General features: G+C 71.0%; 22 protein-coding genes and 1 pseudogene. 11 read left to right on the plus strand and 12 right to left on the minus strand.

Annotated features, from left to right (window positions below; all coding sequences use genetic code 11):
* Positions 1-62: 62 nt before the first annotated feature.
* The 3 genes from AB0K21_RS08260 to AB0K21_RS08270 all read right to left on the minus strand — a co-directional run bounded on the left by AB0K21_RS08260 (position 63) and on the right by AB0K21_RS08270 (position 3864).
* Positions 63-2555, minus strand: a complete 2493-nt coding sequence (locus tag AB0K21_RS08260; protein ID WP_364148786.1) for a DUF4132 domain-containing protein — start codon at positions 2553-2555, stop codon at positions 63-65.
* A gap of 68 nt (positions 2556-2623) precedes the next feature.
* On the minus strand, positions 2624-2956 hold the full coding sequence (locus AB0K21_RS08265; RefSeq protein WP_343974309.1) for a hypothetical protein: 333 nt from the start codon (positions 2954-2956) through the stop codon (positions 2624-2626).
* A 62-nt stretch (positions 2957-3018) separates the two neighbouring features.
* Entirely contained in the window at positions 3019-3864 is an 846-nt protein-coding gene (locus AB0K21_RS08270) for a helix-turn-helix transcriptional regulator (RefSeq protein ID WP_343974306.1), read from the minus strand.
* A gap of 167 nt (positions 3865-4031) precedes the next feature.
* On the opposite strand from AB0K21_RS08270, the gene AB0K21_RS08275 reads away from it, so the two are divergent.
* A complete protein-coding gene (locus tag AB0K21_RS08275) occupies positions 4032-4748 on the plus strand; it encodes an SDR family oxidoreductase (protein ID WP_343974303.1) in 717 nt (238 codons plus the stop codon).
* A gap of 37 nt (positions 4749-4785) precedes the next feature.
* Here AB0K21_RS08275 and AB0K21_RS08280 read toward each other — a convergent pair whose 3' ends face one another.
* Positions 4786-8343 (minus strand): CHAT domain-containing protein, encoded by a 3558-nt coding sequence (locus AB0K21_RS08280; protein ID WP_364148789.1) that lies wholly within the window; start codon positions 8341-8343, stop codon positions 4786-4788.
* A gap of 121 nt (positions 8344-8464) precedes the next feature.
* On the opposite strand from AB0K21_RS08280, the gene AB0K21_RS08285 reads away from it, so the two are divergent.
* Together AB0K21_RS08285 and AB0K21_RS08290 are read left to right on the plus strand one after the other, a co-directional pair.
* Positions 8465-8854 (plus strand): hypothetical protein, encoded by a 390-nt coding sequence (locus AB0K21_RS08285; RefSeq protein ID WP_364148791.1) that lies wholly within the window; start codon positions 8465-8467, stop codon positions 8852-8854.
* Positions 8851-9837 carry a hypothetical protein gene (locus AB0K21_RS08290; protein ID WP_364148793.1) on the plus strand — a complete coding sequence of 329 codons (987 nt, stop codon included), beginning with the start codon at positions 8851-8853 and terminating at the stop codon, positions 9835-9837. The genes AB0K21_RS08285 and AB0K21_RS08290 overlap by 4 nt, the downstream gene beginning before the upstream one ends.
* Here the strand turns inward: AB0K21_RS08290 and AB0K21_RS08295 are convergent.
* Entirely contained in the window at positions 9815-10924 is a 1110-nt protein-coding gene (locus tag AB0K21_RS08295; protein ID WP_343975018.1) for an ADP-ribosylglycohydrolase family protein, read from the minus strand. The genes AB0K21_RS08290 and AB0K21_RS08295 overlap by 23 nt on opposite strands.
* 293 nt (positions 10925-11217) lie before the next feature.
* Between AB0K21_RS08295 and AB0K21_RS08300 the strand changes: the two genes are divergently transcribed.
* The 4 genes from AB0K21_RS08300 to AB0K21_RS08315 all read left to right on the plus strand — a co-directional run bounded on the left by AB0K21_RS08300 (position 11218) and on the right by AB0K21_RS08315 (position 15494).
* Positions 11218-11883: an RNA polymerase sigma factor gene (locus AB0K21_RS08300; protein WP_343975021.1), complete on the plus strand. Its 666-nt coding sequence runs from the start codon at positions 11218-11220 to the stop codon at positions 11881-11883.
* Positions 11876-12931 (plus strand): CU044_5270 family protein, encoded by a 1056-nt coding sequence (locus tag AB0K21_RS08305; protein ID WP_343975024.1) that lies wholly within the window; start codon positions 11876-11878, stop codon positions 12929-12931. Before AB0K21_RS08300 ends, AB0K21_RS08305 begins: the two co-directional genes overlap by 8 nt.
* 230 nt (positions 12932-13161) lie before the next feature.
* Positions 13162-13704, plus strand: coding sequence for a hypothetical protein (locus AB0K21_RS08310; protein WP_343975027.1), 543 nt, complete (start codon positions 13162-13164; stop codon positions 13702-13704).
* Positions 13705-14027: 323 nt separating this feature from the next.
* On the plus strand, positions 14028-15494 hold the full coding sequence (locus AB0K21_RS08315; RefSeq protein ID WP_364148796.1) for a PepSY domain-containing protein: 1467 nt from the start codon (positions 14028-14030) through the stop codon (positions 15492-15494).
* A 38-nt stretch (positions 15495-15532) separates the two neighbouring features.
* Here the strand turns inward: AB0K21_RS08315 and AB0K21_RS08320 are convergent, their stop codons facing one another.
* Positions 15533-16336 carry a helix-turn-helix transcriptional regulator gene (locus AB0K21_RS08320; protein ID WP_343975033.1) on the minus strand — a complete coding sequence of 268 codons (804 nt, stop codon included), beginning with the start codon at positions 16334-16336 and terminating at the stop codon, positions 15533-15535.
* Between the two features lie 574 nt (positions 16337-16910).
* Complete coding sequence (locus AB0K21_RS08325; protein ID WP_343975036.1) at positions 16911-17333, minus strand: MarR family transcriptional regulator; 423 nt, start codon at positions 17331-17333, stop codon at positions 16911-16913.
* Positions 17334-17420: 87 nt separating this feature from the next.
* On the opposite strand from AB0K21_RS08325, the gene AB0K21_RS08330 reads away from it, so the two are divergent.
* Complete coding sequence (locus AB0K21_RS08330; protein WP_364148798.1) at positions 17421-18419, plus strand: NADP-dependent oxidoreductase; 999 nt, start codon at positions 17421-17423, stop codon at positions 18417-18419.
* Here the strand turns inward: AB0K21_RS08330 and AB0K21_RS08335 are convergent.
* The 4 genes and pseudogenes from AB0K21_RS08335 to AB0K21_RS08350 form a co-directional block, all read right to left on the minus strand.
* Positions 18386-18865 carry a hypothetical protein gene (locus AB0K21_RS08335; RefSeq protein WP_364148800.1) on the minus strand — a complete coding sequence of 160 codons (480 nt, stop codon included), beginning with the start codon at positions 18863-18865 and terminating at the stop codon, positions 18386-18388. The two genes, AB0K21_RS08330 and AB0K21_RS08335, sit on opposite strands and share 34 nt — an antisense overlap.
* 90 nt (positions 18866-18955) lie before the next feature.
* Positions 18956-19879, minus strand: a complete 924-nt coding sequence (locus AB0K21_RS08340) for an aminoglycoside phosphotransferase family protein (RefSeq protein WP_343975208.1) — start codon at positions 19877-19879, stop codon at positions 18956-18958.
* Positions 19880-19960: 81 nt separating this feature from the next.
* Positions 19961-21147, minus strand: a pseudogene (locus AB0K21_RS08345) (IS110 family transposase); the annotation flags it as partial.
* A 380-nt stretch (positions 21148-21527) separates the two neighbouring features.
* Positions 21528-21947, minus strand: coding sequence for a hypothetical protein (locus tag AB0K21_RS08350; protein ID WP_364148802.1), 420 nt, complete (start codon positions 21945-21947; stop codon positions 21528-21530).
* A 186-nt stretch (positions 21948-22133) separates the two neighbouring features.
* Between AB0K21_RS08350 and AB0K21_RS08355 the strand changes: the two genes are divergently transcribed.
* Positions 22134-22412 (plus strand): type II toxin-antitoxin system Phd/YefM family antitoxin, encoded by a 279-nt coding sequence (locus tag AB0K21_RS08355; protein ID WP_364148804.1) that lies wholly within the window; start codon positions 22134-22136, stop codon positions 22410-22412.
* Positions 22409-22684 (plus strand): type II toxin-antitoxin system RelE/ParE family toxin, encoded by a 276-nt coding sequence (locus tag AB0K21_RS08360; RefSeq protein WP_343975050.1) that lies wholly within the window; start codon positions 22409-22411, stop codon positions 22682-22684. Before AB0K21_RS08355 ends, AB0K21_RS08360 begins: the two co-directional genes overlap by 4 nt.
* A gap of 19 nt (positions 22685-22703) precedes the next feature.
* Here AB0K21_RS08360 and secA2 read toward each other — a convergent pair whose 3' ends face one another.
* Complete coding sequence (gene secA2 / locus AB0K21_RS08365; protein WP_343975211.1) at positions 22704-24905, minus strand: accessory Sec system translocase SecA2; 2202 nt, start codon at positions 24903-24905, stop codon at positions 22704-22706.
* Positions 24906-25311: 406 nt separating this feature from the next.
* Here secA2 and AB0K21_RS08370 point away from each other — a divergent pair, with 406 nt between their 5' ends.
* Positions 25312-26103, plus strand: coding sequence for a class II aldolase/adducin family protein (locus AB0K21_RS08370; RefSeq protein WP_343975053.1), 792 nt, complete (start codon positions 25312-25314; stop codon positions 26101-26103).
* The last annotated feature ends 47 nt before the right edge of the window (positions 26104-26150 follow it).

Here is a 26150-nt window from a genome sequence, read left to right on the forward strand (position 1 = left end):
CGTCACCCTCCATAGCCGGGCCTCGGCGCCCGAGGGCAGGGACGAGGCGTGCGGACATCGGGTCAGACCTTGATCTGACGGGTGATGGACGGGTCGGTGATCGCGGTGTCGTCGGCCAGCAGGAACGCTTTGGAGATGATGACCGACAGCATGCCGCCCTCCTCCTCGAACGGCAGGAAGACCGAGTCGGACCCGCCCCGGGGGACGATGCAGAGATAGGCGTCGTTGGGCTCCATCAGGATGTTGCCCGACCCCAGGTGGATCCGGTAGGTGCGCAGGTCACCGCGGACCCGCAGGAAGCGGTCGGTGAGTTCGGCCCGGTCGGCGATGCGCAGGCGGGGGAGCAGCCGGGCCAGGGCGTCGCGACGGATCTCGGCGGTCTCGGTGAGATCGCCGAAGTTGTAGGACTGCCAGTAGTCGCCCTGCCCTTCGGGGTCAAGACCGACGGAGGAGACACCGACGGCGAGGTCGGCGTCACGCATGACCTCCGACAGCACCAGCGACGGCACCTCGGTCAGCGGTGCCGGTCTACGGAACTCCTCCTGCGACGACTCCTCGTCGGTGCGGTAGAACCGGATCGGGCCACTGACGCAGAACGCGGCGGTGCCACCACCGTCGGTCTCCCAGGACTCCCAGGGAAGGTGCATGTCCCAGCGCGCCTGCCAGCCGAGGACGTCCTTGACGGCCTCGCCCTGCTCAGAGCCGCCCGCCGCGTCCCAGTGACCGAGCGAGAGACCGGTCCAGCCACGTTCGGACAGCAGCGCCTTGGCCTGGCCGTACCGCAGCCGGTGCTCGGCGAAGCGGTTGGAGAGCGCCCCGGACCGTTCCTCGGCCGGGGTGAGCAGGTAGACCTCGCGAAATGCCTGCTTGAACGGCTGCCGTGACCCGATCTCCAGGAGGTGGTCGCGCCAGGCGCGGACCTCCTCGACGGTCTCCCTGATGGGATGCCAGAGCTGCATCGGGGTGTCCGCACGAGGCTGGATCCGGCGGCCGAGCGGGTCGGTGAGCTCCCAGCCGTCGCCGGCCCTGACCGGTGTCCCGGCGGGACCCTGCAGGATCTGCCAGATCAGCCGCCTGCCGTGGACGCCGGTGACGGGGTGGTCGAGGAAGAACTCCTCGACCTGACCCCAGCGCCAGACCCGGTCTTCGGCAAGCGCTCGCTCGACGCGGAACCGTTCGGTGGGCAGGGTCCCGCGTATCTCCTTGAGTGTGTTCCTGAACTCGGAGAGCAGCGCGCCGTGGCTCTCCCTGACCGCTTTCGGCACTGATTTGACTGGTCTGCCTGCCGGGTTGAGGAAGGTCAGCAGCGGTGTGCCCGCCTCGTTCAGCGCCAGGCGGATGACGTGCTCGCCCGCCCTCTCCTCGCGTACGCCGTCGAGGCCGAGTCCGAACGTCGGCGCGGTCCGGTCGAGTAACTGCTCGCGGCTGAGCCCGGCATGGACGGCCACCGTGTCCAGCACCTGTGCGACCTTCGCCAGAATCGACTTCCTCCTGACCTTGGCCTGCATCCGGGCCAGCGGAGCCACCACCTCCAGGCCGCCGTTCCGGCCCAGTACCAGCAGGGCGGCGTTGACCAGCATCTCGCAGCGCGAGTTGGGTCCGGACCCGCCGATTCCGGTGCCCGCCGCCAGCGCCACCTCTCCGAGCAGCGGGACCGTCCAGGGCTCGCCGATCAGCTCGCAGGTCCACACCATGCCACGCAGCAGTGTGGCGGTGCGTTCATGGAGGTATGTCGTCGTGGTCCGTACATGATCGCCGTATCGCTGCTGGACCGTCGACTCCCGATAGGCGGGCACCCGACCCAGGATCTCCCGGATGAGCGCGGTGGCGTCCGGCGTGAGCAGGTCGGCGGCCTGCCCGAGCCAGGCGGGCTTGGGACGCGCCGAGGTGGCGGTCATCCAGTGGCGCAGCAGGGGGAACGTCCGCGGGTCACCGAGGCGCGAGCCGTACTCGGTGACCAGCAGGGCGGCGAAGCCGTCGCCGCCGCCGACCAGGCAGGTGGCGGCCGTTACGGGGTTCTCGGCGTGCCCGGCCAGGAAGACGTCCATGTCGCGCTTGAGCCGCGAGCCGGAGTGCCATGGGTGGGCGGTCATGATCTCCTGGATCCGGCGCATCGTGGGAAGATGGCGGCGTTGTTCCTCGTGGGTGAGCTTCCTGGTGACCGCCCACGGGATGAGCAGCGGGGCCTCGTGGGCGTAACCGTGCAGGATCGGCTCGACCGCTGCCCGCCAGAGCAGTTCGATCTCGTCACCGGTCCAGGCGGGTCTCCGCTCGGAGACCCGCAGGGCCAGCAGCGCGGAGCCGGGGCGGTGGTCGCGGGGCATGCTCATCCGCAACTGCGCCCACACTCCCACCGCGCGCCACTGCGCGTCGCTGAGATCGGACCCGAGCGCGGCGGTGACCTTCTCGGTGAACGTCGGTGCGGGCCAGCACTGCTCCGGTACGTAGAACTCGTCGAGCCGGGCGAACACGTCCGCGCGGGTCCGGTCGAGGTCGCCGAGCCAGCCGAGCTGCTCGGCGGAGAGCTCGTCGAGAAGGCCCATGTCAGAAGTCAACGGTCGTCTCCAGCGATAGGGGGCACCGCCATGACTACCAACCGGCTCCGACAATCCCGGCCGCGGTTTCAGGCGGGCAGATGAGCATCGAGCCAGGTACGCTCGCCCGGATGCGCGGCCATACCGGTCGCCAAGGTCAGCAGGCCCGCGGTGGTCTCGGCGAGGGCGGAGACGGCGAACCGGCTTACGGCAAGGACGTCCGCGGCCGACCGGCTGCCGCCACGCGCCGCGTTGAGCGTCCTGGCCGTGGCCTTCGGGCTCGGAACAGCCGTCATGGCGATACCCGGACTGCCGGTGTGGGCGGTCTTCGCGGCCCACACCGGCCTCGGGCTGGTCGCCGCGCTGGTGGCGTACTTGGGCCTGGCGCGCCGGCCGGCACGCGCCTCCGGCCGTCCGTCCATCGCCATCACCTGGCGCAACAACGTCCGGCTGTGGTCGTCGGTGGTCTTCGATCCGCCGAGGGTCAGGACGGTGACATGCTCTGGATGCCGATGACGGCGAGCAGTCTCAGCCTGTCGGCGGCCTCGCTGCCGGGGGCGGCGGTGTAGGCGACGATGCGGAGATCGCTGCCGTGCACGGTGAGCACGTCGCAGTCGAGCGTGAGCGGGCCGAGCTCGGGGTGGTCGACGGTTTTGGTGTCCGACTCGTGGACGCCGACGACGTGCGCGTCCCACAGTTCCGCGAAACGGGGGCTGAGGTTCCGCAGGTCGGTGACGAGCGATCTCAGGTCGGCGTCGGCGGGATAGCGGGCGGTCGCCGATCTGAGGTCGGCGACCGTGGCCGCCTCGAACCGGGCCTCCTGCTCGGCGGTGTGGCTGACGCGACCGGACCCGCCGGAGAAGTGGCGCCAGAGCAGGTTGCGGTCGCGTCCGCGCAGCACGGACGGGTCCCCGAAGAGCGCGGCCCACAGCGGGTTCCAATCGAGCAGGGTCCAGGCTGCGTCGTGGACGCTGACCGGGGTGCCGTCCAGCTGGTCGAGCAGCCGCCGCACCCCCGGCGTGATGTGGGCCGACATCTGCCCGGTGGTGGGCGGCGGCCGGCCGGCCAGCAGGAACAGGTGCTGCCGCTCCGTCGCGGACAGCCGCAGGGCCCGCGCCAGCGCGGTGAGGATCTGCGCGGACGGGGAGGAGGCCCGGCCCTGTTCGAGGCGGGTGATGTAGTCGGCCGACACCCCCGCGAGCATCGCCAGCTCCTCGCGCCTCAGCCCGGCCGCCCGGCGCGGGCCGCCGGCCGGTAGGCCGACCGTGGTCGGGCCGACCCGGTCCCGCCAGTGCCGAAGCGCGGCACCCAGCTCTCCGTTCCCGGTCATTCATCCAGTATGCGATGGTTCTCCGGCCCCTGCCTGGTACCGCCTGTACCAGGCAGGACGGATTCCCGGTGTTTCCTGTCCGGGGCGGCGTCCGTTGCCTGGTACCGCCGTTCCCAGGAAGCGCGAGGTACTACCTGTGCGGTTCCGCGCCGACGACAGTGGTGGGCATGACAACCACACTGATCACCGGAGCGAACAAGGGGCTCGGCTTCGAGACCGCCCGCCGCCTGATCGCGGCGGGACACACCGTCTACCTCGGGGCACGCGACGAACTGCGCGGGAAGGAGGCGGTGGAGAGCCTCAACGCCCGGGGTGGAGCGGGCGAGGCCCGCCCGCTGCTGATCGACGTCACCGACGACGACTCCGTCCAGGCCGCCGCGGCGGTCGTCCGCGAGCAGGTCGGCCACCTCGACGTCCTCGTCAACAACGCGGGTATCGCCGGACCGCGCAAACCGGTCGGAGAGGTCACCGGTTCCGACACCAGGACCGTCTACGAGACCAACGTCTTCGGCGCCGTGCGCGTCACGCACGCGTTCCTGCCGCTGCTCGAAGCCGGTGACGCCCCCGTCGTCGTGAACGTCGGCAGCGGTCTGGGCTCGCTGGCGGTGACCACCGATCCCACCCGCTTCGAGTCGAAGATACCCGCCCTGGTCTACTGCTCCTCCAAGGCCGCGCTCAACATGCTCACCGTGCAGTACGCCAAGGCGTACCCGAAGATCAGGATCAACGTGGTGGACCCCGGCTACACCGCCACCGACCTCAACGGCCACAACGGTGTGCAGACCGTCGAGCAGGGCGCGGAGGTCATCGTGCGCCTGGCCATGGTCGGCGCCGACGGTCCCACCGGTGGCTACTTCGACGCGGCAGGTCCCGTCCCCTGGTGACAGCCGTTCCGCCCCGGTCGGCCCGCCCCGGACAACGCTAGATTCCGACGTGGATGTGCGAGGCCCACAGAGTCGGGCTGGCCGGGTAGTCGTCGCGGAGCCGCCGGATGGCGTGGTGCAGGGCATGGGCCGCTCGCTCGCTGCGCGGTTCGGTCGTACCGCCGTCGGTGAGGTGGGTGTAGACCTCGTCGGCGACGGTGACGGCGACCCTGTCGTTGATGCTCCACAGGGTGCCGATGACGTGCTTGTAGCCGACCAGTTGGAAGGCGGCGGTGATGTGGACGGCCTGGTCGGCCAGACGCTGGCTGGTCTCCGTGGTGCCGCACGCCGACAGGTAGGCCAGGTCGGCACGGGCGAGGTGGAGCCGGGCCAGAGCCGTGACGGTGAGCGGTCTGGTCTCGTGGTCGTACAGCAGCAGCCTGCCGGCGGCGGGGTTGTTCGCGTCGCTGAGCCCGTGGCAGGCCAGATGGACGATGCGATGACGGGGCAGCGCGGCCAGCACGCCGTCGTGGTCGGCGGCCGGTCCGGTGAGAAGGAGAGAGCCGGGGAGTAACTCGGTCAGGCGCTGTGCCTCGGAGCGGGCACCCGGCAGGGCGGAGACGAGGGCACCGGGGGTTTCCGGCATCGCGACGATCAGCGCGCCCTTTCCCCGGCCGGCATCCGGTCCGGGGGAGTCGCGGTGGGCCTGCCGGGCGTAGCGCAGCGCGCGGAGGGTGGTCGTGTAGGAGGAGACGACCCGGTCCATCACCGTCGGCGGCGTGTCGTGGAGATCGTCCTCGCCGGTGTCCGGCGGAGCCGCACCGTGGTGGCCCGCGGCGTGCAGCGGCAGGAACGCCATCTCCCCGACCGGGCACCACCACAGACGCGGCCACCTACCGCCCACCTCGACCGGGCCGGTCAGGCCGAGTTCGGAGAGCACGGGGCCGGTGATCTCGTCCCACAGCCAGGAGAGCACGGCTCGCACCTGCTGCTGGCCCCGTAGCCGTTCGCCTGGTGAGCCGGTGGTGAGGGCGAGCGCGGACTGGAAGCGGTTGACCTGTTCGACCACGTCGCCGATGGTGATGCCGGGCAGCTCCACCAGCTTGACCGGCTGTCCGGCGTCCGAGGTGAGAATCAGCACGTCACATCGGAAGTTGCTCACGTTCACGATCGCCACCGGTCCGTCGGCCGCCTGTCCGCGCAGGTCGTCGATCCGCGGCGGGAGCAGGAACGTCGCCAGGCCGGGAACCTCGCGAATCCGGGTGAGCAGTTCCTCCCACTCGTCGGCCAGCCGCCGGCGCCGGTCGGCGAGGTGCCGGATCGCCCACCGTGCCTGTTCCTCGCGGGTCTCACCGACCGCTTCACCGCCGGGCGAGGTCATGGGAGGAAGGGCCGGGCCGCCGGTGGCGGGGTCGAAGCCGGAAGGGTCCGTGGCGTCCAGTTCGTCGCGGAGCCGTACGAACTCCGCCGCCTGCTCCGGCGCGTGAGCGTGCAGATCGGAGAGATCTCCCCGGGCCCCCATGGTCTCGGCCAGCAGCACCCCGCGAGCCTGTTCGAGCAGTTCCACCGCCCGGTCCGGGCGTCCCGCCCCGATCGCCGCGGACGCCGCCTCCGCGGCGACCCAGGCCGCTCTTCCCAGGCCGTGTTCGCGATCCGCCCGCGACAGCCGGCGCGGCGAGAACTGCGATAGCAACGCGACGGCGTTCTCCAGTGTGGTGAGCGCCGTCGTGGCGTCCCCCGCCGCCATCGCCAGCACCCCCGTTCCTCTCATCGCGTTGAATCTCGTGCTCACCGATGAGGCCGTCGAGGCGGTGGCCCGGGTGAACAGGGCGCCGGCCTCCCGCTGTGCATCCGGATCTCCGGTCCGCTCGAAGGAGCTCCACAGGGCCCGCCCCAGGGCGAGGGAGATCTCGCCGTGAACGGGATGTTCGGGTGAGGTGGTGGCGAGCGCGTCCCGGTAGGCCCGCACCGCCTCGCCGAGGGTGTTCATGTCTCCGGTCCGCTCGAACATCCTGCCGAGGGCCGCTCCGAGGTTGGCCGAGTACGCCGTGTAGGCGGCGTGTTCGACCGGGGTCGCGGCCAGGGACCGGCGGAACAGCTCCAGCGCCTCGGCTTCGGCGTCCGGATCCTTGGTCCGCTTGGCCAGGTCGAGCAGAGTCATGCCGAGGGTGTTCAGGTACGCGGTGTGGTTGATGTGTTCCGGCGGGGTGACGGCGAGCGCGTCCCGGTTCGCCCGCACCGCCTCCCGAAGGTCTTCCAGATCGCCGGCCCGCTCGAATCTCAGCCGCAACGCGTTGCCGAGCAGCATGGAGCACGGAGCGTAGCGGAGGTTGCCGGAAGGGACGGCGGCGGTCGCGGCCCGGCACACCTCCACCGCCTCGGTCAGTGTGCCGGTGTCCCCGGTCCGGCCGAACAGGATCATCAGGGCACTCCCGAGGTCACGCAGGTAGCCGGCACGGTCGGGGTCGCCGGGCGGGGTGACGGCGAGCGCGTCCCGGTTCGCCTCCACGGCCTCGGTCAGGGCATCCGCGTTCCCGGTCCTGATGAACAGGGCCATCAGGGCGATCCCGAGCTCGCGCAGGCCCCTGCCCCGGTGGGGGGCGTTCCGAGGGGTCGCGGCGATCGCCTCCCGGTACGCCTCCACCGCCTCGGTCACCCTGCCCAGGTCCCCCGTCACCTGGAACGACAGGCGCAGGGCGACCCCGAGCTCGTTCAGGTGCCCGGCGCGGTCGGGGTGTCCGGGGGGAGTGGCGGTGACCGCGGCCCGGCCCGCCTCCACCGCCTCGGTCAGGGTGTCCACGTTCCCGGTCCGCTCGAACAGCGCCTGCAGGGCGGCCCCGAGCCGCGCCAGACGTCTGGCGTGCTCGGGGTGTCCGGGTGGGGTGGCGGCGACCGCGGATCGGTACGCCTGGACCCCCTCGGTCAGCGCGTCCACGTCGCCGGCCAGCCAGAACAGGCTCTGCAGGCAGATCGCGAGGCCCGCCAGAACGTAACCGTGATCCGGGTGGCCGGGCGGGGCGGCGGCCAGGGCCTGGCGGAACAGTGAGATCGCCTCGCGGGTGGGTTCCGGGTCCCCGGTCGCCCCGGACAGGGTCCGCAGGGCGAACCCGAGGTTGGCGCGGCCGGTGACATGGTCCGGGTGGCCGGGAGGGGTGGCGGCCAGGGCGCGCCGCAGCAGGTTCACGGCCTCGACGGCGAGGGCCGGATCCCCGCTTCGCCGGGCGCGCCCGAGCAGGTGCCGAGCCTGCTCGGTCCACTGCTCGGGCCCGTCCTCGCCGAGCTTCGGAAAGCCGGCGACCACGCTCGGATTCTGCCGGAAGTAGGTTCGCAACGGTTCGGGAACGCGGTCGGGAGCGACCCGGTGGACCTGCGCCAGCAGGATCACCGCGGTCCGCATGTCGTCGTCGTCCTTGCCCCCGGACAGCGACTGCCAGCGGAACATGTACAGCATGCCGACGGTGTGCGCGACCTCCATGTCGCCGGCCACGTCACCGACGAGCTCCAGCAGCCGTCTCACCTCGTCCAGGGCGTCGGCACCCAGGAGCCGTCCGGGGTCCCCGGTGGTCGGGAGCGCCAGGATCCGCCTGCGGATCGCGGCCAGAAGAAGCTCTCGCACTGGCGTCCTCCCGGTACCGGCACCGTGTGATGACCCTGCCCGCCTCGCCGTTTTCTGATGTTAGATCACGTATGAACCGCACGCCTTACACTCGCCATGGCGCATACCGGGAGTGAGGATCATGGACGGGCTGGCGGAGCGAGTCGGAAACCTGTGCGCCCTGCTGGGTGCGGACGACGACCTGTCCGGGTACGTCGAGCAGGCGGGTGCGGGTGAGACGCTGGCGGCCGTCGTGGACGCCCTCGGCCGTGGCGAGTACGGCGCGGCGCTGGAAAGAGATCTGGACGCGCTGGACGAGGCGATGGCCAGGTTCGGGCTGGGAGCCGTGACGACCTCCGAGCGCGTCTACCGCCCGGTGGCGGGCACCGGTGGCGGCCATCCCGTGGTGCAGGCGTGGGCCTGTCCCCTGGTGAGGCGGTGCGGCCGCGTCGAACCCGTGACGCGGGAGTCCGCACCACCCGTGTGCGCGGCCCTCGGCACCGCGATGGCGCTGGTACGGGTACCGACATGACCGTCTTCCTGGCCGAGTTGGGCAAGAAGCTGGCCGAGAGATGGCTGACCCTCCTCGTCCTCCCCGGTCTGGTCTATCTGACCTGCGCCGTGGTGGCCGCCACCCTGCGGCACGGCCGCGCCCTGGACGTGGCGGCACTTCGCGACACCGCCAACCGGATCGCCGCGCAGCCGGCCTCCGCCAGCCCCGGCGCCGTCCTGCTGGCCGCGGCCGGGATCCTGGCCGCGGCGGCCGCCGCGGCCCTGACCGCCGCCGCACTCGGGCAGGCGGTCGAGCGGGTCTGGACCACCCCCGGACGCAACCCGCTGGCCCGGCGGCTCACCGAGCGCCGCAGGAAGCGCTGGGACGAGGCCGACGCGCGCGTCCGGCGGGAGATCACCGCCGCGGTCCGGGCCGGAGCGGGCTCCGCGCCCCAGGTCTCCGGCGCGCCGGCCCACGAGGTCGGCGACGCGATCGGCGCGCGGAACGCCATCGGCCTGACACGCCCGCAGCGGCCCACCTGGATCGGCGATCGCCTGTACGCGGCCGACCAGCGTGTCCACGCCGCCTACGACCTCGATCTGGACTCCGCCTGGCCACGCCTGTGGCTCATCATGCCCGAGCAGACCCGGGCGGAGCTCACCGTCGCCCGCGACAACCACACCGCCGCCGCCCGCCTCGCGGGCTGGGCGATCCTCTACCTTCCCCTCGGCTGGTGGTGGTGGCCCGCGATCCCGGTCACCGTCGCCATCGCTCTCACCGCCCGGGTCAGGGCCCGCCAGGCCGCCGCGGTCCTCGCCGACCTCGTCGAGGCCACCGTCGACCTGTACGGCCGGGATCTGGCCGTACAGCTCGGGATCTCCCACGACGGCCCCCTGACCCGCCAGACGGGACTGGCCATCACCGGCACCCTCCGCAAAGACCTGGAATCCCTGCCGGCCGTTCCCGCGACATCCGTGGAGCAGCGGGCGGTCCCCGAGGTCAGGGACCGGGATACCTCCTGAGCCAGGCGTCGGTGATCTCGTGATCTCCGGTGGACCAGGCCGCGAAGTCGTCCGCCAGTTCGGTGATGGCGTCGCGGCCCTCCAGACGGGTGAGCCAACCGGCGGGCAGCGCGGCCTCGCCGTGCAGGGCGCCCAGCAGGTTGCCGCAGAGGGCCCCGGTGGAGTCGCTGTCGCCGGAGTGGTTGACCGCGAGCAGTAGCGCCCGTTCGACGTCGCCGGGCGCGGGGTGCGCCAGGGCGCAGTAGACCGCGATGGCGAGCGCCTCCTCGGCGACCCACGCCCCGCCGAGTGACTCGATCCGCTCCGGGCTCGGGTCTCCCTTCGCCGCCAGGGACACGGCGGCGCGCAGCGCCCGGCTGGTCTCCTCGTGCGCGGGGTAGGTCTCCAGCAGGTCCGTCGCCTGCCGTACGGCCCGCGCGAGCGGCTCGCCCTCCGCCACGGGGAGGTCGCTCTGCCCGGCGGGAGTGACCAGGAAGTGCACGACGGCCGCGAAGGCGCCGGCGGCGAGGTAGCCGGTGGGGTGGCCGTGGGTGAGCTGGGCGCACTCGGCGGCCAGGTCGAAGGCGTGCCGGGGGCCCAGGGGGCTTCGGGGACGCAGGGGGCTCTGCGCGCGCAGGCCGAACGGGGCCGAGCGCATCACCGTTCCGCAGCCCTTGGAGTCGGGGTTGACCGGACCCGGCTCACCGAACGGCGCGGGGACGACCGCGCCCCGGTGTCGCAGGCCCGACAGGCAGGCGTTCCCGGGGGCGCGCCGGGAGTAGAGCCACCTCTGCTCGCGGAGCAGGCCGGTGCGGATCGGGTCGCTCCCAGAAGAGCCGGGGGGCGGGGAGGGATGCCGCTGGGTGTCCAGCCAGCGCAGGTAGGCGCGGTGGACCGCGCCGACATCGCCCCCGCGGATCAACCCCTCCACGGTGAACAGCGTCATCTGGGTGTCGTCGGTGATCAGGCCCACCGCGCCGCGCCAGTCGGGAACCAGCCCGGTCACTCCCTCGGGGCCGTGCTGATGACGGATCCGGCCGATCGACTCGAACTCGATGGGAGCTCCCAGCGCGTCGCCGAGCGCGCCGCCCAGCAGGCAACCTCTCACGCGACTGCGATGGTCCGGCAGGTCATGGGCGGGAGGGCGCACGTCTGTTCACTCCTCGGTGTCGGGATCGGAGTTTGAGACTGTACGCGGAGTCATAACGGAAAATGACCGATATGGGGTGAGCTGGCCGCGTTTTCGAGAGGCACCCAGAACGTGGAGAACGGCGGCCGGGTGAGAAGCCTCCGAAACATGGCGCGGTGCGACATCCGGGAGACGTCCTCGTCGTTTTCGGGAACCGCGAGCGCTCGGGAAGGCAACAACGGGTGTCCTGACCGAGAGCCGAGAGGCCGGATATGAGCGAGACGAGCCGGACCGGGACGGAGGTCGGCGCGGTCCTTCTCCCCGACGAGGTCCTTTCCCACGACGAGGAGGCCCCCGCCGAGGGGGTGGACGACGCCTCCCTCATCGAGCGGTCCCGGCGGGAGCCCGAGGCGTTCGCCGAGGTCTTCCACCGGCACGCGCCGGAGATCAAGCGCTACGTCACCCGGCGGCTGGGGGTCGACGCGGCGGAGGACGTGGTGGCGGACACCTTCCTGGTGGCGTTCCGCGGGCGGGAGGGTTACGACCCGTCCCAGCCCAGCGCGCGCCCGTGGCTGTACGGCATCGCGACCAACCTGATCAGGCGGCACCGGCGCGTCGAGGTGCGGCAGCTGCGCGTTCTCGAACGGACCGGCGTCGATCCGGTGACCGTCCCGTTCACCGAGCGCAGCGACGAGCGGCTGAGTGCCGGCGCGGTACGACGGAGCCTGGCGGCCGCCCTGGCCGGGCTGCCCGCGGGCCACCGGGACGTGTTGCTGCTGGTGACATGGGGTGGCCTGACCTACCCGGAGGCCGCCCGGTCGCTGGGCATCCCGGTGGGCACGGTCCGCTCGCGTGTCAACCGCGCCCGGAGCAAGGTACGCAGGCGGCTCGGCGGAGTCGATCCCACATCTGTCAGCGAGGAATCCGTCCATGAATGAGATGACCCGGTTGAACCGGCTGCGCTCGGAGGTACCCCGGGCAGGAGTGTCCGAGCTACGTGCCGAGGAGCGGCGGCTGCTATCGGAGATCGCCGCTCTCGGCACGGTGCCGCCCGGCCGTCCCGGTCGCCGGACAGGCCGCCTGCCGGGCCGTCCGGTGAGCCTTCGGGCGAACCTCCGTACGAGCGTCGCGTTGGGTGCCGCGGCCATGGCGGTCACCGGGGTCGCGTTCGTCGGCGCCCGTTCGCTCCCCTCGCCGGAATCGGCGGTCCGGGTGGCGCCCGTGGCGGTGGTGGAGGTTCTCCGGCGTGCCGCCGACACCGCGGGCAGCCAGGAGGAACTGCATCCGAAGCCCGGCCAGTTCCTCGTCTACGAGTCGCAGGCCATGTTCCGGGTCAAGCCGGAGGAGGGCCGCTACCTCGACCGCGTCACGATCAAGCTCTGGCTGCCGGTCGAGGGATCCCCCCTGGATGAGGGGGTCATATCGGTCAGGCACCTGGAGCCGGAGCCGTACCCGGGAGAGCCGCTGCCCGCCGAGGCCAGGCGGCGGGTGGGGAGCGGGGGCGAGCCGTCGAAAATCGAGGGCGTCGACATCCGTCCGGACCACCTGCGCACCGACTACGCCTACCTGAGCCGGTTGCCCACCGACCCCGCGGGGATGCGCGAGCACCTCTACACCGGCCTGTCCGGGAGGCCCCTCGATCACTACGAGGCCTGGGGGCGGGTCGGTTCGATGATCACGCAGGCGTACCTGCCGGCCGCCCAGCGGGCCGCGCTCTTCGCGGCGACCGGCACCATCCCCGGGGTGGAGACCGTCGGCGGGGTCAGGGACGCCGCGGGACGCGCGGGGGTCGCGGCGGCCATGGCCAACCGGGAGGGCGGGGTGCGGCACGAGTACATCTTCGACCCGGCCACCTACCGGTACCTGGGTGAGCGCGTCGTGGTGGTGGACGCGGCCAGGGCCGCCGCCCCGGTGGGCAGCGTGCTGACCTCGACGGCGCTGCTGAAGGTCGAGGTGGCCGACCACGCGCCCAGGGTCGCCCGATAGCCGGGGCCGTGCCGCCCTCTTCCGAAGCCTCGCGAGTGACGCCACCGGCGCGGGCGCCCCGTGCGCGCACCGGGGGCACCGAGGGCACCGAGGGGATCGCCAGGTCGGGGCCCCGAAGGTGAGCGGCCCCGACCACCCGATCGTGGCGCACCCATCGAGCGATACGAATCCACGCTTTCACTGCGAATCGGGGGTATGGCGAAGGCACCGGTCTCTGTCACCATTGCCCTATGCACGCCTTCCGCCTCCTGCGCGCCGCGGTGTTCGCGGTCGTGTGCGTGACGGCGTCGCTGGCCATGCACGTGCTGGCCGGAGGCAGCCCGGTCGGGCCGGGCGTGCTGGTCTGGGCGGTGCCGCCGACCGCGGCGGGCGCCCTCCTGCTCGCCAGGCGGCAGCGTGGCTTCGGCATGCTGCTCGGGGCGAGCTTCGCCGCGCAGTACGGCATGCACCTGTGGTTCACCTCCGGTGAGGTCACACCGGTGACCGGGCACGAGCACGGTGCCGGCGGCCTGTACGCGGGTGTGTTCATGCTGCTGGTGCACGCCGTGATGGCGCTGCTGTCCGCCCACTGGCTGGAGCGGGGGGAGCGCGGTCTGGCCATGCTCCTGTACCTGCTCTTCGCCTCGCTCCTCACCCTGCTGCTGTGGCGCGCGCCCGTCGTCCGCCGCGTCGCTCCGCCGGCCGCGCCCGACGACCGGGTGCCACTCCGTACCCGGCTGCTCGCCGCCGCGGTGTCACGCCGCGGGCCGCCCGCGCTCCCGCTCGCCATCTGACATCGGGCCCGCGCCCGGATGCCGTCGTGCCCGCCGGGCACACGACCCCGGACGCCGTGTGTTCCCGGACCGTGAGCCGTCGCGCCCTTCCCGGACGGCTGCCGGCACGGCCGGTCGGCCCGAACTCCTCCGCGCCCTCCCCGGGTGGTGAGCCGGCTTCCCGTCTCCTGCCCGGGGCGGCGAGCGCGGCTCTCGCAGTGCCCTCCCGGTTTTCCGCCCCGATGCCGTCACGCTCTCGCGACGGCCGTCCCGGCGAACCGAACCCCACACCGCGGTGACGCGTACCTGTCGGTGCGTGCGTTCCCTGCGAACGGAGAACCTCCATGACGTCGAACGTCGAGCTCCAGCCCGAGACCGGGCCGTCCACACCGGCCGCCCCACGCACGCCCTCCACCTGGACGACGCTGCGCTCGCTCCTGCTCCGCCTGCACTTCTACGCCGGCATCCTCGTCGCGCCCTTCCTGCTGGTGGCGGCGACGACCGGCCTGCTGTACGCGGCCTCCTTCCAACTGGAGAAGGTGGTCCACTCCCACGAGCTGACCGTCCCCGTCCCCGAGGGGCAGCGGAAGGTGCCGCTGGCACAACAGATCGACGCCGCCACCGCCGCGCACCCCGAGGGAACGCTCGGAGCCGTGCGGACCTTCGACGAGCCGGGCCAGACGACCCAGGTGCTGCTCGACGTGCCCGGCCTCGCGGAGAGCACCCGCCTGGCGGTCTTCGTCGACCCGTACACCGGTCAGGTCCGGGGCGCCCTGGAGAGCTACGGCAGCTCGGGTGCCCTGCCCGTGCGGACCTGGATCTCCCAGCTCCACCGCCACCTGCACCTGGGCGAGCCGGGACGCCTCTACAGCGAGATGGCCGCCAGTTGGCTCTGGCTGGTCGGACTCGGCGGGCTGGTGCTCTGGCTGACCCGTCGCCGCCGGGCAGGCCGGCGGCTGCGCCGCGTCGTCGCGCCCGAGCGCGGCGCCCGCGGCCTGCGCGGGACCCTCTCCTGGCACGGCTCGGTCGGCCTGTGGGCGCTGATCGGCCTGCTCGCCCTGTCGGCCACCGGTCTGACCTGGTCGAAGTACGCCGGAGCCAATGTCGACGTGCTGCAGACCTCGTTCGGCTGGTCCACCCCGTCGCTGCCCTCCTCGGGCGGCCACGGTGACCACGCCGCCGGGGGACACGGGGGAGGCGGCCCCCGGAGCCTCGACGCCGACCAGGTGGTCCGGGCGGCGGCGGGCAGCGGACTGTCCGGGCCCCTGGAGGTCGTCTGGCCGTCCGAGCCGGGGAGCTCGTACGTGGTCAAGGAGATGGACCGGCTCTGGCCGCAGCGCAACGACCAGGTGGCGGTCGATCCCGCCACCGGCCAGGTGACCGCGGAACTGCGCTTCGACGACTTCCCCGTGGCGGCCAAGCTGACCAGGTGGGGCATCGACGGGCACATGGGCGTGCTGTTCGGCCTGGCCAACCAGATTCTGCTGGCCGTGCTGGCGGTGGCGCTGATCTCGGTCATCGTGTGGGGCTACCGCATGTGGTGGCTGCGCCGCCCGACCCGGGGTTTCGCCGCCCCCTACCGGCGCGGCGGCCTGCGGAGGCTGCCCCTGGTCGTGGCCCTTCCCCTGATGGCGGCGGCGATCGCGGTGGGCGTGTTCCTCCCGCTGCTGGGCGTCTCGCTGCTGGCCTTCCTGGTGATCGACGTCGTCCTCGCCAGGATCGCGGGGGCGCGCGCGGGAAGGTCGGGCACCGACGGGTCCGGCACCGACGAGTCCGGTGCCGCCAGGTCCGGAGCCGGGGTCTCCGGCTGAGCGACGGGGGTGCGGGCACGCCCGCACCCCCGTCCGGGTCAGTCCGGGTGGTGCTGGTGCTGCAGGTAGGCGGCGGTCTCCGGGTTGGCCGGGAAGTACGCCTCGATGGCCAACTCGGCGACGGTGATGTCCAGCGGGGTGCCGAAGGTGGCCATGGTGCTGAAGAAGGCCAGCTCCCGGTAGCCGCGGCGGAGCCTGAGCGGGATCACGATGTGACCGGGCCCCGGCCGGTCTATCTCCGGCTCGGGCTGGTCGCAGGGGTAGTCGTCGAGTTCCCGCCAGAGCGCGGCCAGCTCGGGGTCGGCGGTGAGGCTCATCTGACGGCGGAGCCGGTGCAGGAGGTGGGCCCGCCACTCGCCCAGGTTGATGATCCGCTGCGCCATGCCCTTGGGGTGCAGGCTCAGCCGGAGCACGTTGACCGGGGGTTCCAGCAGTTCCGGCGCGACCCCGCGGAGCAGCAACCCGGTGGCGGGGTTGCGGTCGATGAGGTTCCAGCGCTGGTCGACGACCACCGCCGGGTACGGCTCGTGCCCGCTGAGCACCTGCCCCAGCGCCTCGCGCACGGACGCCATGTGCGGGGAGTTGAGCGGTGTCTCCGAGTAGAGCGGTGCGAAACCGCCGGAGAGCAGCAGGTGGTTGCGCTCGCGGAGGGGGAGGTCCAGCTCCTCGGCGAGGTGCAGGATCATCTGCCTGCTCGGTTTGGACCTGCCGGTCTCCACGAAGCTCAGGTGCCGGGTGGAGATGTCCGCCTGGATCGCCAGGTCCATCTGGCTCATTCGCCGGCGCTCCCGCCACTGGCGCAGAAGCTCACCTACCGGCCGGGACGCGCTGGTGGTGGTCATGCGGCCCACGATAACCGGTGATGATCAGCGAAACCATTACTGAAGATGTAATGCTCGCCATGATGTGGAGGAGGCGGCCAGGTGTCCCTTTCAGATGAAGTTGGCGGAAGGGACACGTGTTGAACTGCGACACGACTCTTAGGCTTGGACGACTTCGCGTGGAGCTGTTCAGGTCTTCCTGTCGGCGAGAATGCCCCAAGGCCGGTGGTTCGTGGCCAGGCCAAAGCACCGTCGAGGACGCAATGGGGGCAGACCAAGTACGGGAGAAAGGGACAGGCGTGCCTCTGACCTCGGCACAGTAGGCGGCGGGGGCATGACCTTTCTCCTCGATTCCGCGTGCTCTGGAGGGCCGGTCGGCGAGGATGTCCGCGAAGACATAGCGCCTGGTTAGAGCGGGAGACGAGGAGCTTGCGGAAGGCGCAGCGTCGCCGACGTGACAGCTGACAGCATGCTTATCGTCGCAGAACATGCCTCCGTCGAGCTCCGCAGTGACCGCGAACAACCAGAGGCTGCTGCAGCCCGCACCCATGAAGCCGTTGGATCCACCTTGGTTGGGTGGGGCTGCGGGCGCGTGTCAGCCCAGTGCTTTGCGCAGCAGCGCCGTCAACTGATCCTGTTCGTCGGGTGAGAGTCGTCCGACCGCCGTGCGGGCGAAGGTGAAGGCTGTTGCGAACCGGTGGTTGATCTCGTCTCCTCGGGAAGTTCGCGCGACGAGTCGTGCGCGGCGGTCCCGGGGATTCGGTTCGCGGGTCACGAGGCCGAGCGCCTCGAGACGCGCGACGATCTGGGTGATGTTGGAGGCATCGCAGCCGAGCTCCTCGGCCAAGGCGCCCATACCGCGTCGCTCATCGAGTCGCCCGAGCACACATGCCTGCGCCGAGCTGAGCGACAGCTCGGCCGCGGCCGCCTCGTAGGCGCGGTCATATACGTCGACCAGGTCGAACAGGACGGCCTCGGCCTCGGACGAGGTGGCTACGGGTCCGTTCGGCAGCGCCATGGCTCCCAGTTTAGAGCAGTTACTTGATTCCCTCAAATAGCTGTGGTCCAATAATCCTTGATTCACTCAAGTAAACGAGGAGAGCCGATGGACAGCAGAGCCGAGAGCACAGCGGATGGCGCGATCGTGGTGCCGCAGATGGACGCGATCGTCCTTGACCGGTTCGGCGGAGTCGACGAACTCTCGCCGCGCCGGATACCGCTCCCGGAGATCGGCGACGACGACGTCCTCGTCTGGGTGGAGTTCGCAGGCGTCGCGTCCTGGGACGCGGTCGAGCGAGAGGGGGACTATGACGACGCTTTCGGCGTCGCGTCGGCCTTCCCCTATGTCCTCGGCTGGGACGCGGCGGGTACGGTGGCTGCGGTCGGACGCAACGTCACCCGGTTCGACGTGGGCGAGCGTGTCTACGCTGCGACGATGCCGGTGCGGCGTGGCGGCTTCTACGCCGCGTACGGCGTCGTTGAGGCGGAGTTCGTGGCGCGCGTGCCCGACCGGATGCCGACCGAACAGGCTGGCGCGATGGCTTGGGATGCTCTGACTGCACTGAGCGGCCTCGATCTGCTCGGCCTGCGGCCGAACGAGACGCTCATGGTCTTCGGGGCCAGCGGGGGTGTCGGCCACATGGCCGTGCAGCTGGCGCGGCACAGCGGCATCCGAGTGTTGGCCGTGGCCTCTGGTGACGACGGTGTCGCCCTGGCCCGGCGGCTGGGCGCCGACGACGCCATCGACGGACGCAAAATGGATGTGCTGGCCGCGGCGCTCGAGTTCGCACCAGGCGGGCTCGATGCGGCGCTGGTCACCGTGGGAGGCGAGACCGCCGAACGATCTCTTCGCGCGATCAAGAGCTCGGGACGGATCGCCTGGCCGAACGGTGTCCTGCCCGTGCCCGTAACGCCGCCGGGCGCGACGGTGTCCTACTACGACGGCGATCGTAGCCGCACCGCCACCGATCGGCTGAACGCGATCATTGAGGCGAGCTCCTTCGAGGTCCACGTCGCCCGGACCTTCCCGATGGAGCGAGTCAAGGATGCGCATCGCGCCCTGAACGATCACTACGTCGGGAAGCTGGCCCTCAAGGTCGGATAGGAAGCAACAAGCGGCCCGAGGCTCCGGCTGTCAACGGCATCAACGCCGCTCCCCTCTGTGCCAGGCTCAAGTGGGACACATAGTGAGGAAGTTCTCAGCATGGCATGAGTAGGGCGAGACATGGTGTAGCAGACTGTGACGTAGATGACGGGCAGCCGATGCCGATCCCCGGGGTGGCGTTTGCGGATGTGACGTTCGTGGGTGCGGCCCAGCTGGGTCAGCGCGGTGGTCTTGCCGGTGCCGGACGCGCCGGAGATGATGACGCCGCGGCGAGCCGATACCTGCCTGCGGTTGAGCTGGACCAGCAGCCGGCTGGTGTTGATGACCTGGCGGATCGTCGGGGTGTTCACCAGCGGCAGGTCGCCGTGGTAGTCGCGGCGGCCCTCATCGTAGGCGGCGCGCTCACGACGCGACAGCGCCAACAGCTCGTCAGCCGCGAGCAGCACCGGCGCGGGGGTGCCTCTATGTCTTTCGTCAAGGCACCCATGTTGGGTTTGGGGTGATTTGGGGGCCTGTCGCGCTCGGTGGTGAAGTGTTCAGTGGCGGGGCAGCGCCTCGGCCACGGTGGTCTGGGATGGGTCGACGGTGGTTCGTCCGTCCTCGATGTCCCACAGCGTGTTCTGCAGCAGCCGGGCGAGGGTCCAGCCGGCCGCGTGCTGGCGGTCCAGTCCGAGCGCCTCGGTCAGCAGGTCGAAGCGGCGCCGCACCACCCGGGGAGCGTCCCCGGTGGCGTGGAGCTTCTCCCACCCGGTGTCCAGTGCCGGCCACAGGTCGAAGCCCGGGTCGCCGACGAGGGGTTCGGGGTCGATGGCCAGCCACGGCTCGCGCTCGGCGGCGAGCACGTTGTCGTAGTGCAGGTCCCAGTGCAGCATCCGGTCGCCGGGCTCGCCGACCAGTTCGGTGACTGCCGACGCCCAGCCGTGCAGCCGCCGCTGGTCCTCGGGGTCCGGCAGGGCGGCGACCGCCGCAGGCACGGACGCCAGCATGTCACGCGCGACGTCACCGAGGCAGCGCAGGCCCTCAGGCGCCGGGACGGAGTGCAGCCGGGCCATAAGTTGGGCCAAGGTGCTCATGGCCACATCGTCGTCCTCGACGGAAGCCAGGGTGCGTGAGCCGTCCAGGCGTTCCAGCAGCACGGCGCTGCTCTCCGGGTCGTGGTCGAGCAGCCGCACGATGCCATCGCCGTTCCACGCCCGCAGCCCGATCAGCGCGGCGGTCGTCTCCTCGCGGGGCATCTGGAGTTTGAGCACGGCGCGGGTGTCGTCCGTGCGGCGCACCGGCACCACCAGTGAGGCCTCGCCGGACCCGATGCCGCCGTCGTGCTCCAGTTCCCAACGGTCGAGCAGCTCTGCCACCAGCGCGGGCAGCCGGGCGATCCAGGTCCGTTCCTCTTCACCACCGTTCCTCGTGTACGACGCGACCAGGGCGTCAGGGACTTCGATAACCTGCGGCGAACTCATGGGGGTTGTCCTTCGGGGGAGTGGGCTTCCCACCGCGACCACAGGTAAGGCCGGGGGTCGTGCGGCGGCTGCTTCGGGGATGCGGGGTTCGTAGAAGGTGCCGTCTCGGAGCATGGCAAACAGGACGCTGATGCGTTGGCGGGCGAGGCGGAGGAGGGCTTGGGTGTGGGTCTTTCCGCGGCCTCGCTGGCGGTCGTAGTAGGTGCGGGAGGCGGGGTCGGCGTTCATGCAGGCGAAGGCGGAGAGGAACATGGCGCGTTTGAGCTGCCGGTTTCCGCCCCGTGGGGCGTGTTCGCCATGGATCGAGGTGCCCGACGACTTCGTGGCCGGGGCCAGGCCGGCGTAAGAGGCGAGGTGGGCGGCGGTGGGGAAGCCGGTGCCGTCGCCGACGGTGACCAGCAGGACGGCGGCGGTCCTGACGCCGACGCCGGGCATCGACGTCAGGACCGGGGAAAGAGGGTGCGCCTCCAGCAGGGTGTTGATCTGGGCTTCCAGAGCCCGGCGCTGGGTGTGGACGGCGGCGAGCGAGGCGGCCAGGGAGGGCACGACGATGTCGAGGGTGCCGGTGCCGGGCACGACTACGGTCTGTTCGTCGAGCGCGTCGAAGATGTCGTCGATCAGCCGCTGGGCCATGCGGGGCGCCTTGGGCCGGATGAGGTCGACGAGTCTGCGGCGGCCGGCCTTGCGCAGGGCGGTCGGGGAACCGTAGCGCTCCAGGAGCCAGGTGACGGCCTGGTGGTCGAGGCGAGGGCCGAGGACGCGTTCGAGGCTGGGGTGGAACTGGGTGAGCAGGCCGCGTATCCGGTTGGAGGTGCGGGTGGCCTCGGCGGCGAGGTCCTGGTCGAAGCCGACGAGCACGGTCAGCTCGGCCGTGATCTCGTCGGTCAGTTCCAGCGAGCGCAGGGTGTGCGGCATCGTCCGGGCTGCGTCCGCGATCACCGCGGCGTCCTTCGCGTCGGTCTTCGCCTCGCCCGGATACAGGTCGGCGATCCGGCGCATGGCCAGGCCGGGCAGGTAGGCGACCTTGCAGCCCGCGTCCCGGGCAACGGTCAGGGGGAGAGCACCGATCGAGGCGGGCTGGTCCACGATCACCAGCACGGTGCCGAACTTCGCGAGCAGCCTGTCGAACACCGCCCGCAGTCTCGGCTCGCTGTTGGCATGGCCTTGTCGAAGACCTTCTTGCCAGCCGGGGTGAGCCCGTGCCCGTGGTGGGCGCTCTTGCCGACGTCCATGCCGAGGAAGACGCTTACAGTGCTGGTGTCGAACATCGCACCCTTCCAGAGGAGTTGAACGTGCCGGCCTCGGCAGTGGTGTCGTACGCGCGCATCCACGTTATGCAGACCTGCCGCCCGCGAGCTGTCCGGCATTGCACCGGACCGGGCGGCGGCCGGACCTCTCATCAGCGTCTCCGACGGCACCTCCCGGGCCCGGTGACACCACCTCCCAGGTCATGCCTTCGACAGGGGGGACACAGTCATGCCGGGCCCGGAGGCCAGCGGCCCTCTTGCAGGACCACGAAAAACATAACGGGGGTGGTAGTCGACGAAGTGCCGCCACCCCTCCTTCGTAGTCAGCGGCGCATCGGGAGGAACCTGCCCGCCTCCTCCGTCGGCGCCGGGAAAGTCAGGCCAGGCGTCGAAGCTGCGCGTCATATCCACCTTTCCGCTTCCGCTTCCACGTCGAAGATCCCGAGCGGGACCACCACCCCGGTCAGCGCGTCGCCGGGCTCCTCAGCCGCCTCGACCGGCCCGGGCGGCTCGGACGACTGCGGGTCGGCAGGCTCCAACACGGGAGGGCGGTGAGCAGCCGCGCCGAGACGGGTGCGGGCCGCGATGCGCGATCCGGTGACGTCCACCAGCGCGTCCCCAGCATCGGCGGGGCCGGCCTGAGCCCGGGTCAGCAGCGCGTCCAACACCGTGGCCACCACGGTCTCGTTGGTGTCGTCCAACCCGGCCTCGGCGGTCAGGCGGCGAGCGTAGCGCCAGGTGAAATCCGCAAACGGCGCCGCGACCATCGGCAGGTGCGCCCGCGGGGCGCTCACCCAGCCGTCCGGCGTGCGTACGAACACCTGCGACAGATCGTAAGGGTCGTAGTGGATCTCCCAGAGGCCGTTCTTGTCGGAGCCGAAGGGGAATCCGACAACTCAACCTGAACACCGACACGAACACCGACAGCTTCAACTGCAACCGACACCAGGAGTCCGTGTTCGCCGGAACGCTGGTCCCTGCAACCTTCATTGGCTAGAATTATGTACATGACGGTTCTTTCTCTGGCAGACGCGCGAAACCGGCTCTCCGGCATCGTCGAGTCCGCCGTCAGCACCCACGAGCGGTTCGAGATCACCCGTAACGGCGTGCCCGCCGCCGTGCTGCTGGCCGCCGACGACTACGACACGATGCGCGAGATGATCGAGATCCTCGCCTCGGCCGAAACCGTGGCGGCCATCCAAGAGGGGCTTGCCGACCTGGAATCGGGACGCACCTCCTCACAGGAGGAGGTGGAGGCCGAGCTTCGCCGGACCGGCCGCCTGTGAGCGAGCGGTACGAACTCAGCCTCACCCGTCGGGCCAGACAGGATCTCGCCGAGCGACTGCCGGCGAAGGTCGTGCCTGCGGTCTGGGAGTTCATCACCGGCCCGCTTCTCGACAATCCTCGCCGGGTGGGCAAGCCTCTCGACGAGCCCCTCGCCCCGCAGTGGTCGGCGCGGCGAGGCGACTACCGGGTGCTCTATCTGATCGACGGCGGCCGGATCGTGGTGCAGGTGATCACTATCCAGCATCGGGCGGACGCCTATCGGTCACGATGAGTGGTGAGCTGCGCTTTGATCAGCGGTGGCGGACCTTGGTGGTGAGGCGGTTGAGGATGCGGTCCCACTCGGTGCCGAACGGGTTGTCCTGGACGAGGTAGGTCCAGGTGGCGGTGGGGCGCTTGAGGCCCGCACCGTCGAGGTCCAGGCCGTCGGCGGTGACGACGGCGGTCTCGAAGGTCTCGACCGAGCGTGACTCGATCTCGGCCAGCAGGCGCTGGTAGGCCGGGACCGCGTCCTTGTGGAACTCGTCGATCGGGTTGAGCCGCCCGAGAACCCGCAGGTGGATGCCCTCTCGCAGCTCTCCCAGATAGGCCAGGTGGTCGGCCCAGCCGCGGTCGAGGTGAAACAGCACGATCTGGCGGGCGGCCTCGTGGAGCACCTCCTCGCCGACGCTCTCCACCAGCTCCGACCATCGCTCGGGAGCCGCCGAGGCCAGGGCCTCGCCGGCCACCCGCCCGCGCAGGACCCGGTCGCGGCGCTCCAGCAACTGGCCACGCTGGCGTTCGAGCAGCCGGGTGTAGCGCCAGGTGTTGCGGTGGATCTCCATGTTGACGCCCTCGGCGACCCGCTGGGCATGGCCCACCAGGGAGTGCTCGGGCACGCCCTTGGCGTACTCGTCGGCGACGTAGTGGGCGATCAGCTCGTCCTCGCCGCTGACGTAGAAGACCGAGCCGCCGGGGTCGCCCTGACGGCCCGCGCGCCCGCGGAGCTGGTCGTCCAGGCGGCTGCTGGTGTGCCGGCCCGAGCCGATGACGTACAGGCCGCCGAGTTCGTCGACGCCCTCGCCGAGGCGGATGTCGGTGCCGCGCCCGGCCATCTGGGTGGAGACGGTGAGCGCGCCGCGCTCCCCGGCCCGGGAGATGATGGCCGCCTCCTCGGCGTCGTTCTTGGCGTTGAGGACCACGCACTCCAGCCCTCGGCCGCTCAGGGTCAGCGCCAGGCGCTCGGATTCGGCCACGTCCATGGTGCCGATCAGGATCGGCCGGCCGGTGGCGTGCACCTCGGCGATCTCCTCGACCAGCGCGAGGTCCTTCTCCATCCGGTACTCGAAGAGCCGGTCGGGCTCGTCGGTCCGCACGCACGGCCGGTTGGAGGAGACCACGGCCACCTTGAGGTCGTAGAACTCCCGCAGCTGGTCGCCGACCGCGACCGCGGTGCCGGTCATGCCGCACTTCTCCGGATAGCGGGTGATCAGCGCCTGGACGGTGATCGAGTCGAGGATCTCGCCGGTCTCCGAGGGCGACAGCGCCTCCTTGGCCTCCACCGCCGCCTGCAGGCCGTCCGGCCAGCGCTGCAGCAGCGCCACCCGGCCCCGCGACGGGTTGATCAGGTGCACCTTGCCGTCCCGGACGATGTAGTCGACGTCCTTGGTCAGCAGGGCGTGCGCGTGCAGGGCGAGGTTGACCTCGGTCAGCGTGGCGGGGGTGTCGTAGAGGTCGAGGCCGAGCGCCTGCTCGACGGTGTCGATCCCCTTGGTCGTCAGGTGGACGTTGCGCGCCTGGTCGTCGAGTTCGTAGTGGTAGCCCTTGACCAGCTGCCTGACCAGCGCCGCCATCTCCGGCACCGCGTCACCGGGGTCGGCGGCCCCGGCCAGCACCAGCGGCACCCTGGCCTCGTCGACCAGCACCGAGTCGGCCTCGTCGACCACCGCCACGGCCGGCGCGGGCACGATCAGGTCCTCCACCCGGGTGCTCAGCCGGTCGCGCAGCACGTCGAAACCGATCTCGCTGACCGAGCCGTACGTCACGTCCGCCGCGTACGCCGCCCGGCGCTCCTCGGGCGTGGAGCTCTGCCCGATCCAGCCGCAGGAGACGCCGAGCGCCTCGTACAGCGGGCCCATCCACTCGGCGTCACGCCGGGCCAGGTAGTCGTTGACCGAGATGACGTGGACCCGCTTGCCCTGCAGGGCGTATCCGGCGGCGGCCATCGCACCGGACAGGGTCTTGCCCTCGCCGGTCGCCATCTCCGCGACGTTTCCCGACAGCATCGCCAGCATGCCGACCAGCTGCACGTCGTACGGCCGCAGGTCGAGCGTGCGGCGCGCGGCCTCCCTGACGATCGCGCAGAACTCCGCCAGGTCGTCGACCGAGGGCGTGGGCAGTTCGTCGAGCGCGCGGATCCGCTCCTCGCGGGTCCCGGCATCCGCCACGACCCGCTCGAACTTCGACAGGTCGATGGTGCCGGGGCGTTCGAGGAAGCGCCTGAAGAGCTGAGTTATCGAGGCCACGTCTCCTCCAACGCCCGTTTGCGGGCTCGCGTTCCGTCTCTTCGCACATTGTGGTGCAAAGATCGATTGTTCATGGATCGGAGCGGGCAGGCGAGACCCGGTCGGTGCCGGGCGGCGGCGGGTGGCTCACCGTGGACATCGGGCCGGTGGGACACCGAGGGACACCGAGGGACACCGAGGGACACCGAAGGGCCAGGTCACCGGCCCGGCCGATGACGCGAGATACGAATTTATCCAAGGTTTGTTATGTCATAGCGTAATAAATCGGACTTATTCTCTGCCGGGGAGGCGTGGACATCCCCGATGATCGGCACGAAGGTTGTGAGACCGCCGAACATACGACGACCGCCGAACATATGACGACCACCGTGGAAACGACGACCGCCCTGGAGGCACGATGAGCCTGTCCGACCTGCAGCCCGTTCCCACAGACCAGCTCGCCTTCCGGCTGCCGCAGAAGTTCGACGACGTGAAGGAGGAGCGGCGGCACCGCCAGGAGCGCCTGACCGCCGCGCTGCGGCTGTTCGGCAGGTTCGGCTTCGAGGAGGGGGTGGCCGGGCACATCACGGTCCGCGACCCGGAGCACCTGGACCACTTCTGGGTGAACCCGTTCGGCATGTCGTTCAAGCACATCAAGGTCAGCGATCTGATCCTGGTCAACCACGACGGCCAGGTGGTCGAGGGCCGCTACCACGTCAACCAGGCCGCGTTCGCGATCCACTCGATGGTCCACCAGGCCAGGCCGGACGTGGTCGCCGCCGCGCACAGCCACTCGGTGTACGGCAAGGCGCTGTCGTCGCTCGGCACGCTCGTGGAACCGCTCACCCAGGACGCCTGCGCGTTCTACGAGGACCACGCGCTGTTCGACGACTACACCGGTGTCGTGGTGGAGACCGAGGAGGGCCGCCGCATCGCACAGGCCCTCGGCTCCCACAAGGCCGTCATCCTGCGCAACCACGGCCTGCTCACGGTAGGCGACAGCGTGGACGCCGCGGCCTGGTGGTTCATCACGATGGAGCGCTCGTGCCAGGCGCAGCTGCTGGCCAAGGCCGCGGGGCCCACCGTCCAGATCAGCCACGAGAACGCCAAGCTCACCCACGGGCAGATCGGCAACGACACGGTCGGCTGGATCAACTTCCAGCCGCTGCACGACCAGATCGTCGCCACGGAACCCGACCTGTTCGACTGACGGCCCGCGAGCCGCGTCGCCCTCCTTCGGGGACGGCGCCGCGGCTC

The organism is Streptosporangium sp. NPDC049248, from assembly GCF_040678965.1.
GTDB classification, from domain to species: domain Bacteria; phylum Actinomycetota; class Actinomycetes; order Streptosporangiales; family Streptosporangiaceae; genus Streptosporangium; species Streptosporangium fukuiense.

Bases quoted from the DNA above. Each gene is read 5' to 3' on its own strand.
- AB0K21_RS08265 (WP_343974309.1), bottom strand. From the start codon at position 2,956: ATGGACGGACGGCCGGAGGCGCGTGCCGGCCGGCGCGCCAGGCCCAAG.
- AB0K21_RS08270 (WP_343974306.1), bottom strand. From the start codon at position 3,864: ATGACCGGGAACGGAGAGCTGGGTGCCGCGCTTCGGCACTGGCGGGAC.
- AB0K21_RS08275 (WP_343974303.1), top strand. From the start codon at position 4,032: ATGACAACCACACTGATCACCGGAGCGAACAAGGGGCTCGGCTTCGAG.
- AB0K21_RS08285 (WP_364148791.1), top strand. From the start codon at position 8,465: ATGGACGGGCTGGCGGAGCGAGTCGGAAACCTGTGCGCCCTGCTGGGT.
- AB0K21_RS08290 (WP_364148793.1), top strand. From the start codon at position 8,851: ATGACCGTCTTCCTGGCCGAGTTGGGCAAGAAGCTGGCCGAGAGATGG.
- AB0K21_RS08300 (WP_343975021.1), top strand. From the start codon at position 11,218: ATGAGCGAGACGAGCCGGACCGGGACGGAGGTCGGCGCGGTCCTTCTC.
- AB0K21_RS08305 (WP_343975024.1), top strand. From the start codon at position 11,876: ATGAATGAGATGACCCGGTTGAACCGGCTGCGCTCGGAGGTACCCCGG.
- AB0K21_RS08310 (WP_343975027.1), top strand. From the start codon at position 13,162: ATGCACGCCTTCCGCCTCCTGCGCGCCGCGGTGTTCGCGGTCGTGTGC.
- AB0K21_RS08315 (WP_364148796.1), top strand. From the start codon at position 14,028: ATGACGTCGAACGTCGAGCTCCAGCCCGAGACCGGGCCGTCCACACCG.
- AB0K21_RS08320 (WP_343975033.1), bottom strand. From the start codon at position 16,336: ATGACCACCACCAGCGCGTCCCGGCCGGTAGGTGAGCTTCTGCGCCAG.
- AB0K21_RS08325 (WP_343975036.1), bottom strand. From the start codon at position 17,333: ATGGCGCTGCCGAACGGACCCGTAGCCACCTCGTCCGAGGCCGAGGCC.
- AB0K21_RS08330 (WP_364148798.1), top strand. From the start codon at position 17,421: ATGGACAGCAGAGCCGAGAGCACAGCGGATGGCGCGATCGTGGTGCCG.
- AB0K21_RS08340 (WP_343975208.1), bottom strand. From the start codon at position 19,879: ATGAGTTCGCCGCAGGTTATCGAAGTCCCTGACGCCCTGGTCGCGTCG.
- AB0K21_RS08355 (WP_364148804.1), top strand. From the start codon at position 22,134: ATGACGGTTCTTTCTCTGGCAGACGCGCGAAACCGGCTCTCCGGCATC.
- AB0K21_RS08370 (WP_343975053.1), top strand. From the start codon at position 25,312: ATGAGCCTGTCCGACCTGCAGCCCGTTCCCACAGACCAGCTCGCCTTC.